The organism is Streptacidiphilus fuscans, from assembly GCF_015690355.1.
Classification (GTDB): domain Bacteria; phylum Actinomycetota; class Actinomycetes; order Streptomycetales; family Streptomycetaceae; genus Streptacidiphilus; species Streptacidiphilus fuscans.
On sequence record NZ_JADPRT010000015.1, the window covers coordinates 135,276 to 151,960 of the forward strand.

11 protein-coding genes, 1 tRNA gene and 1 pseudogene are annotated in these 16,685 nt (G+C 69.7%); 6 read left to right on the top strand and 7 right to left on the bottom strand.

The genetic code is table 11. The annotated features are described in order from the left end of the window. Positions 1-2: 2 nt before the first annotated feature. The 3 genes from I2501_RS29845 to I2501_RS29855 form a co-directional block, all read right to left on the bottom strand. Entirely contained in the window at positions 3-1,337 is a 1,335-nt protein-coding gene (locus I2501_RS29845) for a restriction endonuclease subunit S (protein ID WP_196197401.1), read from the bottom strand. Beyond that, positions 1,334-3,325, bottom strand: a complete 1,992-nt coding sequence (locus I2501_RS29850) for a type I restriction-modification system subunit M (RefSeq protein WP_196197402.1) — start codon at positions 3,323-3,325, stop codon at positions 1,334-1,336. Before I2501_RS29850 ends, I2501_RS29845 begins: the two co-directional genes overlap by 4 nt. A gap of 109 nt (positions 3,326-3,434) precedes the next feature. Next, the gene (locus tag I2501_RS29855) at positions 3,435-5,549 is read right to left on the bottom strand and encodes an N-6 DNA methylase (protein ID WP_196197403.1); all 2,115 of its coding nucleotides are present in this window, start codon (positions 5,547-5,549) and stop codon (positions 3,435-3,437) included. Positions 5,550-5,765: 216 nt separating this feature from the next. On the opposite strand from I2501_RS29855, the gene I2501_RS29860 reads away from it, so the two are divergent. Together I2501_RS29860 and I2501_RS29865 are read left to right on the top strand one after the other, a co-directional pair. Then, on the top strand, positions 5,766-6,215 hold the full coding sequence (locus I2501_RS29860) for a hypothetical protein (protein WP_236047502.1): 450 nt from the start codon (positions 5,766-5,768) through the stop codon (positions 6,213-6,215). Between the two features lie 143 nt (positions 6,216-6,358). Further along, positions 6,359-8,053 (top strand): DUF6119 family protein, encoded by a 1,695-nt coding sequence (locus I2501_RS29865; protein ID WP_196197404.1) that lies wholly within the window; start codon positions 6,359-6,361, stop codon positions 8,051-8,053. On the opposite strand, the gene I2501_RS29870 is transcribed toward I2501_RS29865, so the two are convergent. Continuing rightward, on the bottom strand, positions 7,982-8,857 hold the full coding sequence (locus I2501_RS29870) for a hypothetical protein (protein ID WP_196197405.1): 876 nt from the start codon (positions 8,855-8,857) through the stop codon (positions 7,982-7,984). The two genes, I2501_RS29865 and I2501_RS29870, sit on opposite strands and share 72 nt — an antisense overlap. Positions 8,858-8,932: 75 nt before the next feature. Between I2501_RS29870 and I2501_RS29875 the strand changes: the two are divergent. Next, positions 8,933-10,180, top strand: a pseudogene (locus tag I2501_RS29875) (tyrosine-type recombinase/integrase); the annotation flags it as partial. Positions 10,181-10,480: 300 nt separating this feature from the next. Here the strand turns inward: I2501_RS29875 and I2501_RS29880 are convergent. Further along, a tRNA-Thr gene (locus I2501_RS29880) sits at positions 10,481-10,554 on the bottom strand. A gap of 263 nt (positions 10,555-10,817) precedes the next feature. Here I2501_RS29880 and I2501_RS29885 point away from each other — a divergent pair. From I2501_RS29885 to I2501_RS29895, 3 genes are all read left to right on the top strand, one after another. Further along, positions 10,818-11,930 (top strand): ABC transporter ATP-binding protein, encoded by a 1,113-nt coding sequence (locus I2501_RS29885; protein WP_196197406.1) that lies wholly within the window; start codon positions 10,818-10,820, stop codon positions 11,928-11,930. A 252-nt stretch (positions 11,931-12,182) separates the two neighbouring features. Continuing rightward, complete coding sequence (locus I2501_RS29890; protein ID WP_196197407.1) at positions 12,183-12,611, top strand: hypothetical protein; 429 nt, start codon at positions 12,183-12,185, stop codon at positions 12,609-12,611. Positions 12,612-12,779: 168 nt separating this feature from the next. Continuing rightward, complete coding sequence (locus I2501_RS29895; RefSeq protein WP_196197408.1) at positions 12,780-13,559, top strand: nucleotidyltransferase family protein; 780 nt, start codon at positions 12,780-12,782, stop codon at positions 13,557-13,559. A 107-nt stretch (positions 13,560-13,666) separates the two neighbouring features. Here I2501_RS29895 and I2501_RS29900 read toward each other — a convergent pair whose 3' ends face one another. Both I2501_RS29900 and rlmB read right to left on the bottom strand, forming a co-directional pair. Further along, positions 13,667-15,313, bottom strand: coding sequence for a TQO small subunit DoxD (locus tag I2501_RS29900; RefSeq protein WP_196197409.1), 1,647 nt, complete (start codon positions 15,311-15,313; stop codon positions 13,667-13,669). Positions 15,314-15,614: 301 nt separating this feature from the next. Next, the gene (rlmB, locus tag I2501_RS29905) at positions 15,615-16,679 is read right to left on the bottom strand and encodes a 23S rRNA (guanosine(2251)-2'-O)-methyltransferase RlmB (RefSeq protein WP_196197410.1); all 1,065 of its coding nucleotides are present in this window, start codon (positions 16,677-16,679) and stop codon (positions 15,615-15,617) included. Positions 16,680-16,685: the final 6 nt, after the last annotated feature.

The following is a 16,685-nucleotide window of genomic DNA, read 5'->3' on the forward strand; positions in this document are numbered from 1 at the left end:
CGCTACGACACGTCGATGCCTCGGCCGGAAGCGGTAGAGACGTCGAACTGGCCGGTGACTGCGGCGGTGATCAGCGCTTGGCGCCGCTCGGCGAGGAGGTCCAACTGGCGGGTGACCTTGTCCACCAGGGAGTCGATGCGCGCAGTCTCCGCGCGGATCGATGCCACGGCGTCAAGCTGTTCACCGAGAGGCGGCAATGGCACCCGAAGCATCTGCAGATCCGGCACGTAGATCGTCTTGTGCGTCGATCCCATCGCCAGGCGCCCAAGAAGATCTCTGCGCATCGCCCGCAGGCACCACAGCAGGAATTCTGGGCTGAGGCGTGGGCCGCAGGTCCACGTGGCGAAATCCTGACTCGTCGCCATATCCAACCCCATAATGCCCGAATAGCCAGCCGACGCGGTCCGACACAGAAAGACAGTTCCAGCGGGACGCAGTTCCGCAGCCGAGTTCTCCATGCCGAGCTGGCTGATCTTCTCGCGCGTGCGATAAAGCTTTTCGATCCGATCATTACGAACCTGCTTAACTTCGCCGGTCGTAATCCACGGAATCGTGCAGTCCTGCCACCACTCAGGACGCGATCGACTCGGCGTGTGCCCACTACCCATGCGGGCAAGTAGGGACAGCCCGGCCTCATCCCATACCTCCGGGAGGCTGTCCAGCCAAGGAACTCGCGTGTCGCGGCGCGGCGCGGCAACGTGCCGGCCCGAGACCGCCGCGATGACACTGGCTTCACGACGCTCTGCCAACCGTTCGACAAGCCGAGCTTCTACGGCTGCCAGACGATCGAGACGGGAGGTCTCGGCATCGAGGAAGTCGGCGATGCCGCGCTGTTCCGCCAACGGCGGCAAAGGCACGAGCGCTGAACCCAAGCGGTCACGATTGAGCTCGATCTGATTCGTCGCTCCGACTGCAAGAGCGGCCAGAACGTACTCCTGAAACGGACGGCAGGCAAGCCAGTAGTAGAGGTAGCGCGAATCCAACCTCGCGCCATGCGTCCTAGCAACGGTGAGATGCCCGTCGGCGACAGCATGAGCGCCTTCGGGCGCTCCCGTGAAATAGCCCACCCGCCCCAATGTCCCCGTTCCAGTCGAGTTGACCAGGACATCGCCAGCATGCAGGTATCCCTTGATCTTCCGCGGGTCTCCCGAAAACGCGTGGTATCGCGTCCGCGACCAGTCCAGCCCGGCCTCCTGATTTGCCGCCTGGCTGACGGCATAAATTACGCCATCTTCGGCATAATCGGGAGCGGTGCCTCGATTGAGCAGCTGCGTCAGATGCTTGAGCGGAACGGCCAACCAGTCAGCCGGAAGCGAGATACCAAGTACGGAGCTCACCCCGCCACCTCCCCCAGCAGCGCCTGAATCTCCGCCTCCAGCGACTTCAGCTCTGCGTCGATCTCCACCAATGGCCTCGGCGGCTTGTACTCGTAGAAGTGTCGGGTGAACGGGATCTCGTAGCCGATCTTCGTCTTCGTGTGGTCAATCCACGCATCCGGGACGTGGGGCAGCACCTCGCGCTTGAAGTACTCCTCCACATCCTGCTCCAGGGGGACGTTCTCCGCGTCTCGCAGCTCCGCGTCCGGCTCGGGCGCGCCCTTCACCAGCTGCACCTCACCAGCTTCGTCCCGGACGCCCACCGCTTCCCGCACGGCCTTCGTGAACGGCGCCCCCGCCGGCCACAGCAGACCGGCTGCGACGACCGCGTCCCTCAGAGCCAGGAACGCCTCCGCCTTCGTCGCCCAGGACTGGCCCTCCAGCGTGGCCACCGCCGCGACGAACTCCTCCGCCTGTGCCAGTTTCGCCACCGGCTTGGCCGCCGCCAGCGCGGCCAGCGTCTCCTCCGTCATCTCGAAGCGCAGCTTCAGCGGCCGCTCCACTGTGATCCGGCGATAGCCGAAGTCCTCGTTCCGGAAGACCTTCACCTTCTGGTGCAGCGCGTGCTGCGGGTCGCCCGCGACATGCAGCGCGTCCCCGTACAGCTCCGTGATCTCACGGATGTGCGCCGGGCTCAGCTCCTTGCGCTTGTCACCCAGCGACTTGCGCATCTTCTGCCAGTGGTCCCGAGCGTCCAGCAGGATGACCTTGCCCTTGTGGTCCTCGCGCTTCCGGTTCGTCAGAATCCAGAAATACGTGGAGATCCCGGTGTTGTAGAAGAGCTGGTCCGGGAGGGCGACGATCGCCTCCAACCAGTCGTTCTCCAGGATCCACTTCCGGATGTTCGACTCCCCCGACTCCGCCGCGCCGGTGAACAGCGGCGAGCCGTTGAAGACGATCGCAACCCGCGAGCCGCCGGTCCCGTGCACATCCAGCGGCTTCATCTTCGCCAGCATGTGCTGCAGGAACAGCAGCGAGCCGTCGTTGATGCGCGGCAGCCCCGCGCCGAAGCGGCCGGCGTCACCGAGCCGCTCGTGCTCGTCCTCGACCTCGTCCTTGACCTTCTTCCAGTCCACGCCGAACGGCGGGTTGGCGAGCAGGTAGTCGAAGTGCTTGCCCTTGTGACCGTCGTGGCTGAAGGAGTTGCCGAAGGCGATGTTGCCAGGCTCGTGGCCCTTGATCATCAGGTCCGAACGACAGATGGCCCAGGACTCCGGGTTGAGCTCCTGCCCGTAGGCGTCGACTTCAGCCGCTGGGTTGAGCTTCGTAATGTGCTCCTCCGCCGCGCTGAGCATGCCGCCGGTGCCGCAGGCCGGGTCCAGGACCGAACGCACCGACTTGCTGAAGGTAAGAGCGTCCGCGTCCGGCGCGACCAGCAGATTGACCATCAGTTCAATGACCTCGCGCGGAGTGAAGTGCTCACCGGCAGTCTCGTTCGACTGCTCGGAGAAGCGCCGGATCAGCTCCTCGAAGACGTAGCCCATGTTGTGGTTGGACACGACCTCCGGTCGCAGGTCCAGCGAGGCGAACTCCCCCACGACCTGGTGCAGCAGCTTGGCGCTCTCCAGCTTGCGGATCTGCTGCGCGAGGTCGTACTTCTCCAGCACCTCCCGCGCATTGTCCGAAAAGGCACCCACATACGTCAGCAGGTTCTTCGCCTCGTGCTGCGGATCGCTCGCGATCTTCTTTAGCGTCAGCGCACCGCGGTTGTAGAAGACCTGCCCCGATGCCTTGCGCAGGAAGCGGTCCTCGTCCAGCCCCTGCCCTTCGATGTTCACCGCCGTCTCCGCGACCTTCTCGCGGGTCGGCTCCAGCACGCACTCCAACCGCCGGAGCACGGTGAATGGAAGGATGACCTTGCCGTAGTCGGACTGCTTGTAGTCGCCGCGAAGAATCTCCGCGACGCTCCACGCCTTGTTGGCGAGTTCGGTGTGCTTACTGCTGTTCAAGGGGGTTCCCCGGTTTCCTCTCGGGTCGTCCGGCCGGGCACCGCAGGGCAGGCCTGGCAAGTCGGGACAGGTGAAGTCTGGTCGATCACTGCGACACCAGGGGCGGTTTTCAGCCGCCCGGCGGCGGTACCAGCGCGCCGGAGGTCAGGCCAGCTGTGGCGCTGCCGATTGCCTCCTCCATCAGAAGGGCCGTCCGTCTGGCCAGTACCCGCAGTTCGGAGCCCCGCTGGAAAGCCGCGCCATACCGGCGCTGCTCCGCCAGCGGCATGAGCGGGATGCGCAGCTGCATCGGGTTGACTCGGCGCAGCGAGGTGGTCCCGGACGAGGCCGCGGCGATGTTGTCCTCGGCGCCGAGGAACCCAGCCAGGAACCAAGGGTCGATCCGGCTCGGGTCCGGGCGCAGCTGGTGCAAGTTGGGACCCACCAGCGCGCCCGCGTCCGCCTCGGTGGCAACTCGTGCCATCACCCCGCCCATCCCCGGCCCCGCGTTCGCGCGGATCAGCACGTCGCCCACGGCGACCTCGCGATCGGTTTCCCCCCGCAGGTCGTCGCTGCCTCCGGACGGAGCGCCGCCCGAGGCGACGTCGCGCACCAGCAACACACGCCGTTCGCTGTGGTCAGCAACGGTCCCCCGCCTAGCATCCCGCTGACTGGGACTCTGCAGAGTGGCCCGCAGCACGGTCAGCGCCCCACCCCGGGTGAGGTCCGCGACCGTCGCCGAGCGACGCTCCGCCGCGCCCTCCCCCCTTGCCTGCCAGCCGCCCCCCTCATCAGCCGCGACCACCAGCTCGCCGATGCGTTCCAGTACCTGCCCGTACAGCCCGGTCACGCGCGCGGCCAGCGATTCCGGGTCTACGTCAGCGGCTGTTGCGCGGACGTGCCGCGCCGGAGTGACATCCACGTGTTCATCCAGCAGCTCGATCACCGACACTGCTCGGGCCAGCCCTGGTTGGTCCGTGAACTCCTCGGGTTGGTCGCGGAACGCGGCCCACAGTGGGAGGAGCCGCGCGGCCAAGCCTCCCCAGTCGAGCCTCGCGCGGGTCGCGGTGTCGGCCTGCTCTCCCTCGCTCGCATCCACGAAAAGCACCGAGCTGTGCTCGGCTCCTTCCGCGTCCGGCCGCTGGAGTATCCAGAGCTGCAGGGCCACATGGAGTGGATAAGCAGCCCGAGGGGGGAGTGAGACCACTCCGCGCAGCGCACCGCTGCGCAACAGTTCGATGCGGACGCGACGGCCAGAGGTACGGAAGGCCGTGGCCGGCGGGAGCAGCATCACGACGTGCCCGCCGGGCTGAACATGGGCGAGTGCGTGCTGCACCCAGGCCAGCTCGGATTCGAAGCGCGGGGGCAGGCCGTAGGCCCAGCGGGGATCGTAGGCGAGCTCGTCGTGCCCCCAGTCCCGGTCGCCGTAAGGCGGGTTGCACAGCACCGCGTCAACGGTGCGGTCCGCGAAGGCGTCGGCCCGCAAGCTGTCGCCGAACGCCAAGTGGACATCGATCGTGTCCAGTGGCAGCGGAGGCTCGGCCAACACCACCGCTGCAGCCGCGCGCTGCGCCTGAAGGCTCAGGCTGTCCTGCCCGTACAGCTCGCGTGCGCCGCGCCGCGCCGCTGCGACCAGCAGGGTGCCGCTCCCGCAGGCCGGGTCGAGGACCCGACCAATTCCGTCGGCAGGCAGAAGCTCGGCCATCAGCCGCGCCAGCCCTTCGGGAGTTTGGTAGGTGCCGGACGCGGTCTTCTCGTCGAGCTCCCTGGACGCCAGCACGTCCAGCGCCGCCTGCCCACCCGCCTCGCGTACGCAGGCCAGCAGGGCACGCAGGACCCCGGCGTCCGCAGCAGTGTACGAAACCGGCAGCCGCAGCGGGGCCAGGCGGTCGGGCACCGCGGCGACCGCCTGACCTGCTTCCTCGGCGAGCGCGCCGTCCGTGAGGGAGACAAGCCGCTCGACCTGCTCCGGCTCGGCGCCTGCCGCGACCAGGAGCAGCGGGAAGAAGCGGGCAGCGTCCGCCGCACCGCCGAGGAAACGCAACGCGGTCCGCAGCTCTTCAACAGGCGAGGCGGCGGAGGTATGACCGCGTCGACCGAGCCAGTCCTGGACGGCGGTGAGCTCGTAAAGCGGGCTGCTCTCGGTTCCGCCGTTCGGTGCGGGGAAGTCTGCATGCCGGCGTCGCCAGTTACTGACCGTGGCGCGAGTAACGCCCGCGATGCGGGAGATCTCCGCGGCCGTCACCTGCGCGGACGCGGTTGCGTCGGTGGAGTGCTGCGACATGCGTAAGCCCTGCCCCTCTCGGTCTGGACGTTAACAACATACACCATCGGTCAAGCACGTGAAAGCGATTGACAGTGCTTTCACTCTCCTGCTTTCCTGATAGAGCTTGCACGGCTCGAAGCCATCGTCCAAGAGGGTCCCAGCACCCCCGAAACCCACGCCACTCAGGAGAGCGCCATGTCCAGTCAGACCCCGTCCATCCACCAACCGGCAGCGCCGAAGCAGCCGAAGCGCGGTCGCCTGCTGCTCACCCACGGCCTGGTCGCCGTCGGCGCCGGTGTCGGTGGTGGCAAGAGCGACGCCGCCACGGCGAACGCCTCCGATCACCTGGTGCGCACGGCCACCGCCACCGCGACGGTCACCACCAAGCCCGCCGCCTCCACCCAGCAGGACGGCACCGTCTCCACCATCGCCGGGGACGGCGAGCACCAGGTCGGCCAGGACATGCGCCCCGGAACCTACCGGACCGCCGGGCCCGTCGGCGGCTCCAGCAGCATGTGCTACCGGGAGCGCGACAAGGACCCGGTCATCGCCAACGACAACCTGGCTGGAAGCGGCCTGGTGACCGTTCGCAAGGGCGAGATCTTCAAGTCCGTCGGCTGCCAGAACTGGGCGTCCGTGCGCTGAGCCGAGCAGCCTGACGCACCACCTCTCAGCCGACGCACGCGTCGTTCGGAACGGGCCGCCCCCTTCGCGCCGCCCGCCGACCAACCCGCCCCCGGGACACGCCCCTGAACCCAGAACGCCCGACCAGAAGGCAGGCCATCGCCATGACCCATCAGCCCAAGCAGTCCAAGCACCGGTCCCGCACCCGCAAGTCCACCCTCCACCGCATGGCCACCCCGAACGGTCAGCCGATCGCCCTGCGCGAACTGGTGCGGTCCAAGTACCTGGACCACCCCGACTACCAGGTCCGCGACTTCACCCGCCCCGGCGTCGAGGGCCTGCTGGTGAACGGTGGCATTCCGCGCGACCGCGCTGACTGGTGCGAGGCGGTCGAGAACATCACCGGGCTGCCGGTCAGCGAGCGGAACCGCTCTTCCGCTGCGCTGCTGCTGCTCCGCACCGCCCAGGGGCTGTACGCCCTGAGCTACGGCGTCGGCCAGCACATGCTCGACCCCACCTACCGGGACGACGAGTTCGGGCTCGCGTTCGCGATCCGCTGCCTCGACGAGGACGGCATCCTGAAGATCCGCAACCAGGTCATGGACGGACGCGGGCGCGTGGACGAGTACTCGGTCGCTCGCGGCGAGCGGATCGACGGCTTCGGCCTCGACCGGTTCGGCACGATCGTCCGTCGGATCTGCGGCACGGTCAGCACGGTGCCGCTCACCTCCCTCCAGTCCGGCACCACCCGTCGGGTCCGCGTCGAGTGCGCGGAGGCGACGGTCAAGCTGCCACTCGCCACCAGCCTGGAGGAGTTCCTCAGCGACCTCCGCGCGATCGAGGACGTCTGCGCCCGGCCGGACCCGCTCGCGGACCTGCGCTTCGTCGACCGGGTGCGCACCCTCGACCAGCGCGGCCACAAGGTCCAGGAGGCGCGGACCCGGCTGGAGACGATGCTCGGCGAGCTGGACGGCCAGCGGCTGGCCCTGGGCATCCCCGAGTCCTGCCAGGAGGGCTTCGGCTCGGCCCAGGCGTTCCGGCTGCGTCGGGCCGGCCGAATCATCGAGGTGGATGAGCTCGAACTGCCGCTGCTCCTGGAGTTCGTTCGGGACCTGCCCGAAGGCGAACGGCTGGAGGCACTCGGCCAGGTGCAGGTGATGATGTTCAGCGACACCGACCTGACCACCCCGGCCGGTCCGGCGACCAAGGGCAAGGAGTGGCTGGTCGCCGATCTTCCGGTCGGCACCGAGCGCTACTTCTACGGCCAGGGCACCTGGTTCGAGGTCGGCGCAGGATTCCTTGGCACCCTGGAAGAGGAGCTCGCCCAGCTGTTCGCCAAGCCGACCAGCGTCACGCTCCCGCCGTGGCCCAAGGGCCCCCGCGACAGCCGCAACCGCGACAGTCACGACGAGGGCTGGTACAACGAGCAGGCAGCCAAGCAGCCCGGGTACCAGCTCTTCGACAAGAAGAACATCGTCACCGAGAAGTTCAATGGCGGCGGTCTGGAGGTGTGCGACCTGCTGGGCCCAGACAACCAGCTGATCTGCGTGAAGAAGGCAGCGACCGGCACGGCCCCGCTCAACCATCTCTTCGCCCAGGGCGTGGCCGCGGTCGAGACGCTGCGCAGCGACTCGAAGCTGCGCACCAAGTTCCTCCGCCAGGTCGCCGCACACACCCCGGACCACCGAATGCTGCAGGACTTCGGTTCGCTGCGCGTCGTCTTCGGCATCCTGCTGAAGGAGGGCGAGGAGATCACCGTCGACTCGCTCTTCGCCTTCGCCCAGGTCTCACTGCTGCAGGCCGCCCGCAGGCTGCGGGCGATGAACGCCGAGGTCGAGATCGTCCGCATCACCCGCTGAACGCTTCGGGCGCGGCCCCTGTGGCCGCGCCCAGCGTTGAAGACCCCACCGGCGACACCGGCCCTGCCGCGTCCGCAGGTTCGTCCACGGCCGGGCCCCTTGATCAGCTACCTTGCGAGCACGTCGACGCCTAGCCGCTCCCGGAGCGGTGCGCGTCGGCTCCGATCCCCGGAAAGGGCGGGCATGCCGACACTTGGCTTCCACCGCGACTTCGTCAAGGAGTTCGCCGGGCTGGAGTGACACGTCCAAAAGCGGGTCGCCGAAGCTCTGGACAAGTTCGAGCACACCTCCGCCGCGGGCGGGCATCTGGAGAAGCTCAACCACGGCGTCGACCCGCGGCTGAAGACGCTGCGGATCGACAAGTTCTACCGCGGCGTGGTCCTCGCCCCGGAGACCGGCACCAGCTTCCTGCTGCTGCGCGTCCTGCCCCACGACGACGCGATCGCCTGGGCCAGGACGCACCGCGCCTCCGTCAACGCCGCCACGCAGGGCATCGAGATCCGCGACGACGTGGCACTGGAACGCCTCAGTGACGGGCTGCGACGGGCCGAGCCGGAAGCCGAGCCGGGCCGGGCGCTGCTCGCCGCCGTCTCGGACGCAGACCTGCGCCGGCTGGGCGTCGACGACGCGGTGCTCTCCCTGGCCCGGCAGATCCACTCCGAGGAGCTGCTGGACAGCACCCGGCCGTTCCTGCCCGAGCAGCAGTACGACGTGCTGTGCGGGCTGGCCGCCGGGATGACGCCGGAGCAGGTCTGGCAGGAGATCGTGCAGGTACAGCTCACCGCCGGGGAGCGGCACGGCCATGAGTCCGACAAGCTGACCGCCGCCATGCACCGCGCCCAGGGTCGCATCGCCCTGGTCACCGGTCCGGCCGAGCTGATGGACCTATTGGAGCGGCCCTTCGACAGCTGGCGCGTCTTCCTCCACCCCAGCCAGCACCGGGTGGCCTACCGCGCCTCCTACCGCGGGCCCGCGAAGGTCGCGGGCGGGCCGGGCACCGGCAAGACCGTGGTGGCCCTGCACCGCGCCGCGCACCTCGCGGCCAAGCTCCCGGCCGACACCCCCGACGGCGCGATCCTGCTCACCACCTACACCCGAGACCTGGCCGCCGAGATGGAGCGCTGCCTGGGCCTGCTGGTCGCCGATCCGGAGCAGCTGCGCCGGATCCGCGTGGCCAACGTCGACGCGCTCGCCCACGAGGTTGTCCGCAAGCGGCGCGGCGTCGCCAAGCTGGATCTGCTGACTGACCAGCATGAGATCACCGCCCGCTGGGCGCGTGCCGCCAAGCGCGTCGGCCTCGCGATCGTGGAGGCCAACGCCCAGCGACGGGCCGCAGTCGACGAGCTCGCGCAGATCCCGTGGAAGGGGCGCGAGCACCGCGCCCGGCGCAAAGCGCTCAAGGCCGAGATCGACGCCATGCCGCCGTTCCGACGCACCGTCAGTGCCGCTGCCTGCCAGCGGATCCGATCAACCCTGCGCGCCGGGCTGAACGCGGCGATCAAGCGTCAGATCATCACCTTCAACCCGGCGTGCCACGTCGAGCTGGAGGCGCGCAAGCGCCCGAAGGCGCTGGTGTGGACGGACGAGCGGATCGAGCACTGGCGCCGCACCGGTGAGCGGCCCTCCCCCGTCATGGTCTGGACCCCCGAGCAGACCGGCGCCTTCCTGGACCACGCGATGCAGGACCGGCTGTACGCGCTGTTCCACCTAATCACGTTCCGCGGCCTGCGCCGGGGCGAGGCGTGCGGGCAGCGGTGGATGGACACCGATCTGTCGGGCGCGCTCCTCACTGTGGCCAAGCAGCTGGTCGTCGACGGCTGGGAGGTCTACGAGGACGATCCGAAAACCGACGCGGGCGCGCGCACGATCGCGCTGGACTCCGACACCGTCGCGGTCCTGCGCGAGCACCGGGAGCGTCAGGAGGCCGACCGCGCAAAGTGGGACACGGCGTGGGTCGAGACCGGGCGTGTCTTCACCCGCGAGGACGGCAGCTGGCTCCACCCGGTCAACGTCTCCGACCGCTTCAAGGAGCTCTGCAAGGAGATCGGGCTTCCCCCGATCCGGCTGCACGACCTCCGGCACGGCGCGGCGAGTCTTGCTCACGCCGCCGGGGCGGACCTGCACGCGATCAAGGAGATGCTGGGCCACTCGTCGATCGCGATCACCTCGGACACGTACACGTCGCTGCTCCCCCAGGTCGACCGTGCCATCGCCGAGGCCGCCGCACGCCTCGTCCCGCGGGCCTCCAAGCCCGCCGCGAAGTCCGCCGGTGTGGCGCCTGGGGATGTCGCGTCCGAGGCCGTTCCGGCCGCTGCTGAGCCGTCCGCTCACGCATCGCTCACGCAGACGGCCCCGGACGAGGTGTCCGAGGCCGTCAAAGAAGCGACCGGAAGGCCGAAGTTGCAGCTCATCCGGGGTGGTGCTGAGAGCCCCCTGTCGGGTTCGAACCGACGACCCCCGCTTTACAAGAGCGGTGCTCTGGCCAGCTGAGCTAAGGAGGCGCGGTTGGCAGTGTACCGGGCGGGGAGGGTGGGTGTGGTGCGGATTTGTTCGTGGGTGAGGGGCTGACAAGCGGATGGTCCGACCGGTACCGTCACTTGAAGTTCACACTGCGGTATGGACTAGACCTCCCGGTGAACCGCGCCGCTCCCGCGGGCGTGCGTGTAGCACGGGAGGGACGAGCGGGGCCACAACTTCATACCACCCCACCCCCTTTACTCGGATCGTCCGGCACGTTCCTGCCGGTGAAGGAGAGCAGAACACCATGCCTACGGTGACGTTCGACAAGGCCACCCGGATCTACCCCGGTGGCGAGAAGCCCGCGGTCGACGCGCTCGACCTGGAGATCGCGGACGGGGAGTTCCTCGTCCTGGTCGGCCCCTCCGGCTGTGGCAAGTCCACCAGCCTGCGCATGCTGGCCGGGCTGGAGGACGTGAACGGCGGAGCCATCCGCATCGGTGACCGCGACGTCACCCACCTTCCGCCCAAGGACCGGAACATCGCCATGGTGTTCCAGAACTACGCGCTCTACCCCCACATGACCGTCGCCGAGAACATGGGCTTCGCCCTGAAGATCGCCGGCGTCAACAAGGCCGAGATCCGCCAGAAGGTGGAGGAGGCCGCGAAGATCCTCGACCTGACCGAGTACCTGGACCGCAAGCCGAAGGCGCTGTCCGGTGGTCAGCGTCAGCGTGTCGCCATGGGTCGCGCCATCGTCCGTGAGCCGCAGGTCTTCCTCATGGACGAGCCGCTGTCCAACCTGGACGCGAAGCTCCGCGTGCAGACGCGTACGCAGATCGCCTCGCTGCAGCGCCGCCTCGGCATCACCACCGTCTACGTCACCCACGACCAGGTCGAGGCCATGACGATGGGCGACCGGGTCGCCGTCCTCAAGGACGGTCTGCTGCAGCAGGTGGACACCCCGCGCAACATGTACGACAGGCCGGCCAACCTCTTCGTCGCCGGCTTCATCGGCTCGCCCGCGATGAACCTGATCGAGGTCCCGATCGTCGACGGCGGCGTGCAGTTCGGCGGCGTCGTGGTGCCGGTGTCGCGCGAGGCGCTGGCCGAGGCCTCCGCCGCCGGGGACACCACGCTCACGCTGGGCGTGCGCCCGGAGCACCTGGACGTCGTCTCCGAGGGCGACGCGCTCGCCAAGGGCGGCACCGGCCTGCCCGTGACCGTCAACGTCGTCGAGGAGCTCGGCGCCGACGGCTACGTCTACGGCTCCGCGACCGTCGGCGAGGAGACGAAGGACCTGGTCGTCCGCGTCGGCGGCCGTTCCGTCCCGCTGCGTGGCGACGTGCTGCACGTCGTGCCGCGCGAAGGCGAGCGTCACCTCTTCTCCACCAAGACGGGCACCCGTCTGAGCGACTGACGTCCGACGGCGTCCAGCGCCGTCCGACAGCGCCCGACAACGTCCGACAGCAGCTGACGGCGTCCGAAACCGGCTCGCTCCGAGGACGGACGCGCACAGAACCGCAGCACCGAAGCGCAGCGCCGCAGCATGACCCGAAGCCGCCCGTTCCCCCGGGCGGCTTCCGGCTTTTCGGGAGAATTCGGGCGCGACACTCACTCGTTGGAGTGACGCAATGTCGCCAAATCATCACCGATCGCTAGCATCGCCGTCGTGAAGCAGCTAGCCCGCCGCATCGGCCGATCACTCGCCTTCGTCCTGCCGCTCGTCCTCGTGACGACCGGCACCCTCGCGGTGGCCCGCGTCTCCTGGGCCCCGTCGGCCAACGCCGACGTCCAGTCGCTGACCGCCGCAGCCGCCCCGCCCGCCGCCGCGCAGGGCGACAGCACCGCGCCGCAGGACGCCCTCCGGGCACGCCTGCTGCGGGAGTTGACGACCAGGAACCCCGGCGTCGCCCTCGACGACCTGGAGAGCACCATGGACCGCCAGCCGTCCCTGCGGCAGTTCTGCTCCTCCATCGCGCGCGACCTCGGTCAGGCCGCCGTCCGCAAGTACCACGGCAACGTGCAGAAGGCGCTCACCTACGCCCGCCCTGTCTGCGACGCCTCCTTCGCCGCCGGGTCCCTGTCCCCGACGGCCTGATGGCCTGACGGCCGATGCCGTGATGGCCTGAACCCCAGGCGTCACACCGCGACACGGGGTTCTGAGGATCGCTCCGGCGCTCCTCAGAACCCCGGGTCGCCGCGTGTCGGCCACCTCCGAGGGCGACCTCTGGCGCAGGCATGCGCCTCCGCCCCCTAGGGTGGCGCCATGACCGACGAGAACCTCATCCCCTCAGCCGGGCAGTCGCGACCGGCAGCTCCCACGGTGACGCAGGCCGTCATCCTGGCCGGCGGGCAGGGCTCCCGCCTCCGCCCCTACACCGACACCCGGCCCAAGCCGATGATCGAGATCCCCGGAACCGGCATCCCGATCATCGGCCACCAGCTGCAGTGGCTGGCTGAAGAGGGCGTCACCGACGTCGTCATCTCCTGCGGATACCTCGCGGACGTCCTGCAGGACTGGCTGAAGACCGCCGACCTGCCACTGAACGTCACCACCGTCGTCGAGACCGAGCCGCTGGGACGTGGCGGCGGCCTGAAGTTCGCGGCGGGGTCGCTGCCGCGCCACAGCGAGCCCTGGTACGCCACCAACGGCGACATCTGGACCCGGTTCCCGCTCCGCGAGATGGCGGACTTCCACACCGCCCGCGACGCCCACGCGACGCTCGCCCTGGCCCGTCCCCGCCTGCCGTGGGGCACGGTCGACGTGGACCAGTTCGGCAACATCCTGGACTTCATCGAGTCCCCGCCGTCGCCCTACCTGATCAACGCGGGCGTCTACGTCTTCTCCGCCGAGTTCGCGGGCATGCTGCCGGACCTCGGCGACCATGAGCGGACCACCTTCCCCCGCCTGGCGCGTGAGCACCGCCTCTCCGGCTACGAGCTCCCGCAGGGTGTCTACTGGCGCGCCATCGACACCGCCAAGGACCTCCAGGAGGCCGCCAAGGAGCTCGCGTCGACCCGCGCCGCCGCTGACGCGGACGCGTAGGCATACAGACGCGCAGCGCAGGCTGCCGGCAAAAGAGGGCGGGGAACCGACGACCGGTTCCCCGCCCTCCCTGCTGCAACCCGCCACAACCCGCCGCGTCCCGCGGACTACCCCAGCAGGCCGCCGATCACGCCGTTCGGGTTGCCCGGACTCTGCTGCCCGGAACCCGGCTTGTGCGTGCGGCTGGAGCCGCTCGTGCCGGAGGAGCCGGAGCCGGAACCGGCCCCCGTGCCGGCGCCGGTGCGCGTGCTGCCCGTGGACGACGACGAGGACGTGGACGACGAGGTCCCCGTGCTGCCGCTGTGGTGCTTGTGCGAGCTGGACGGCGACGGCTTGGCGCTCGTCGAACCCGGGCCGGAGTGGCCCGACTTGCCGCTCGTCGGAACGGACTGCACCGGGACCGGGACCGCGCCGCTCGGCCAGTCGCCGCCAGGCGTGGACGCGCTCGGCGAGGGCACCGGCGTCTCGGACGGGACCGAGGTGGTCTGGCTCACGTGCGAGGCGCGAACTGCCGCGCCCAGCACCGAACCCAGCAGGAACGTCGCGCCGATCACGACCGTCGCCAGCACCACCCCGCGCCGCAGCACCCGACGCCGCAGCTGCCGCACCTGCGCGTGCTCGCCGAGCCGGCGCCACGCTTCCAGGTGCAGCCACCCGTCCAGCGAGAACATCGGCGCACCGGCCAGCAGCAGCGGGCTCCAGGCGGCCAGGTAGATGATCTCCGGCGTGTCGTAGACCGGTACCGCGCGCCAACTGGCCGTCGCCAGCAGAGCGACCGACAGCACCATGGCTACCGCCGCGCTGGCCCGCTGCCACAAGCCGAGGATCGCCAGCACGCCGACGTTGATCTGGACGAAGGCCACCGCCAGGCCCGCACCCACCGGGTGGTCCATGGCCAGCGTCAGCAGCGGTTGCGCGATGCTCCAGGGGTGCAGGGCCTGCAGCCAGTGCGTCATCGAGCCGCGAGCGCCGCCGTCGAAGTAGACGGGGTCGCAGAGCTTGCTGAAGCCCGCGTAGACCGAGATGCAGCCCAGGAAGACGCGCAGCGGCAGCAGCACCAGGCCGAGGTCGACGCGCTTGCCCGGGTGCCAGGCGTGGTGCTGGGCGGAGGAGGAGGCGGGCGTGTCCGGGAGCGGAGGCCGCCGCGCGGGCGGCTCGAAGACCTGGACGCCGTCGAGGTCGGCGAAGCCGGAGAAGCCCGCGAAGTCCTCGTAGTTGTCGAGCTCGTCGAAGTCGATCTGGGTCATCTGCTGGGTCGACTCCATGTCGCCCAGCGCGACGCCACGACCCCTGCCACCCACGGACGCCGGGGCGCCCGCCTGGCCGGGGACGCCCTGCGGCGGTACGGCGAGGTCGAGTTGGCCGGTGTAGGTGATCGGCACCACGCGTCCGCGTCGGCGCGGCATGGTCCTGACCGCGCCCGTCAGCCCGGGGACGGCGACGGATCCGGCGAGGGATCCGGGGACCCCGAGCGCGCCGCCTGCGGCAACTCCCGCCGCGGCGCCCGCGCTCGCCGGACCGGCGAATGTGCCCGCCCCGACCAGGGCGGAGTCGCGCGTCATCGCGCCGACGAGACCCGGGTCGATCAACGACCCCGAGGGCGGGGTGAACCGCACCCGGAAACTCGCGGTGGTGATGTTCAACCGCGTCGGGTCCGACGGCACCTTGACGGTGTTGAGCGTCGCCTCACCAGCGTCGGCCCCACCGTCGGAGGCCGCCCGGGGACGGGGACGGGTACGTGTTCTGGTGTCCACACTCCTCTAACCGGCTGAAGGGCCGGAAGGACACTCCCGGTTGACGGAAGTGGACGGAGTTGACAAAAGTCCGCCAAGAGCGACCACGTCCGAACTCCGAACGGGCACACGACGCGTAAGGCCGACCACCGAGGTGGCCGGCCATTGACGTTTCCCCGCCCGGCAGTTCACTGACCATGGCCCAAGGCCCATGAGCGAAAGCTCAGGAGCAAAGGCCCAGAGGCAAAGACCCGAGGAGCCAAGGCCCGGGAGCCAAGGCCCGGAAGCCAAGGCCCGGAAGCCAAGGCCTGGGAGCAAAGGCTCAGTCCTCGTCGGACTTCGCGGGCTTGGCGGACTTCGCCGACTTGGCAGGCTTGGACGCCTTGGCAGCCTTGTCGCCCTTCGCCGCCCGGTCGCGCAGGCGCGCGGCCTCGTAGAGCACGATGCCCGCCGCCACACCGGCGTTGAGCGACTCGGCCTGACCCGGCATCGGAATACGGACCGTCAGATCGCAGGTCTCGGCGACCAGTCGGGACAGGCCCTTGCCCTCCGAGCCGATCACGACGACCACCGGGCCGGTCAGCGCGTCCAGGTCGACCACGTCGTGCTCGCCGTCGGCCGCCAGGCCGACCACGAAGCAACCCGCCTTCTGGTACGACTCCAGCGCACGCGTCAGGTTGCTGGCGCGCGCGACCGGGACACGCGCCGCAGCGCCCGAGGAGGTCTTCCACGCCCCCGCCGTCATCCCGGCCGAGCGGCGCTCGGGGACGACCACGCCGTGCCCGTCGAAAGCGGCCACGGAACGGACCACGGCACCGAGGTTGCGCGAGTCGGTGATCCCGTCCAGCGCCACGATCAGCGCGTTGTCGCGGTTGACCGCGGCGGCGGCGAGCAGGTCGTCCGGGTGCGCGTACTCGTACGGCGGCACCTGCAGGATCATGCCCTGGTGGTTGTGGCCCTCGGCGAGGTTGTCGAGCTGCTGGCGCGGCGCCTCGAGCAGCGGCACACCGCGCTCGGTCGCGAGGCTCAGCGCCTCACGGACACGCTCGTCGTTGTCGATGAACTGCTGCACGTAGAGCGCGGACGCGGGCACGTCGCCCTGCAGCGCCTCCAGCACCGAGTTGCGGCCGTAGACCAGCTCCGTGCCGGCCTTGCCGGTACGGCCCTGGACGCCGCCGCGGCGCATGCCCGACCGCGCGCGGGCGTCGGCGGCCCGCTTGGCGGCCGCGTTGGCGGCCCTCTGCTTGGGGTGACCCTTGCGCGCCTCGGCGGGCGGCGTCGGGCCCTTCCCCTCCAGCGCCCGACGGCTGTGGCCACCCGTGCCGACCGACGCGCCCTTCTTCGACCCGGGGTTACGACGGTTCCTGCGCTGGCTGTTGCCGGCCATGGCTGC

Bases quoted from the DNA above. Each gene is read 5' to 3' on its own strand.
- I2501_RS29860 (WP_236047502.1), top strand. From the start codon at position 5,766: ATGTCCAGTCAGACCCCGTCCATCCACCAACCGGCAGCGCCGAAGCAG.
- I2501_RS29865 (WP_196197404.1), top strand. From the start codon at position 6,359: ATGACCCATCAGCCCAAGCAGTCCAAGCACCGGTCCCGCACCCGCAAG.
- I2501_RS29870 (WP_196197405.1), bottom strand. From the start codon at position 8,857: ATGGCCGTGCCGCTCCCCGGCGGTGAGCTGTACCTGCACGATCTCCTG.
- I2501_RS29885 (WP_196197406.1), top strand. From the start codon at position 10,818: ATGCCTACGGTGACGTTCGACAAGGCCACCCGGATCTACCCCGGTGGC.
- I2501_RS29895 (WP_196197408.1), top strand. From the start codon at position 12,780: ATGACCGACGAGAACCTCATCCCCTCAGCCGGGCAGTCGCGACCGGCA.
- rlmB (WP_196197410.1), bottom strand. From the start codon at position 16,679: ATGGCCGGCAACAGCCAGCGCAGGAACCGTCGTAACCCCGGGTCGAAG.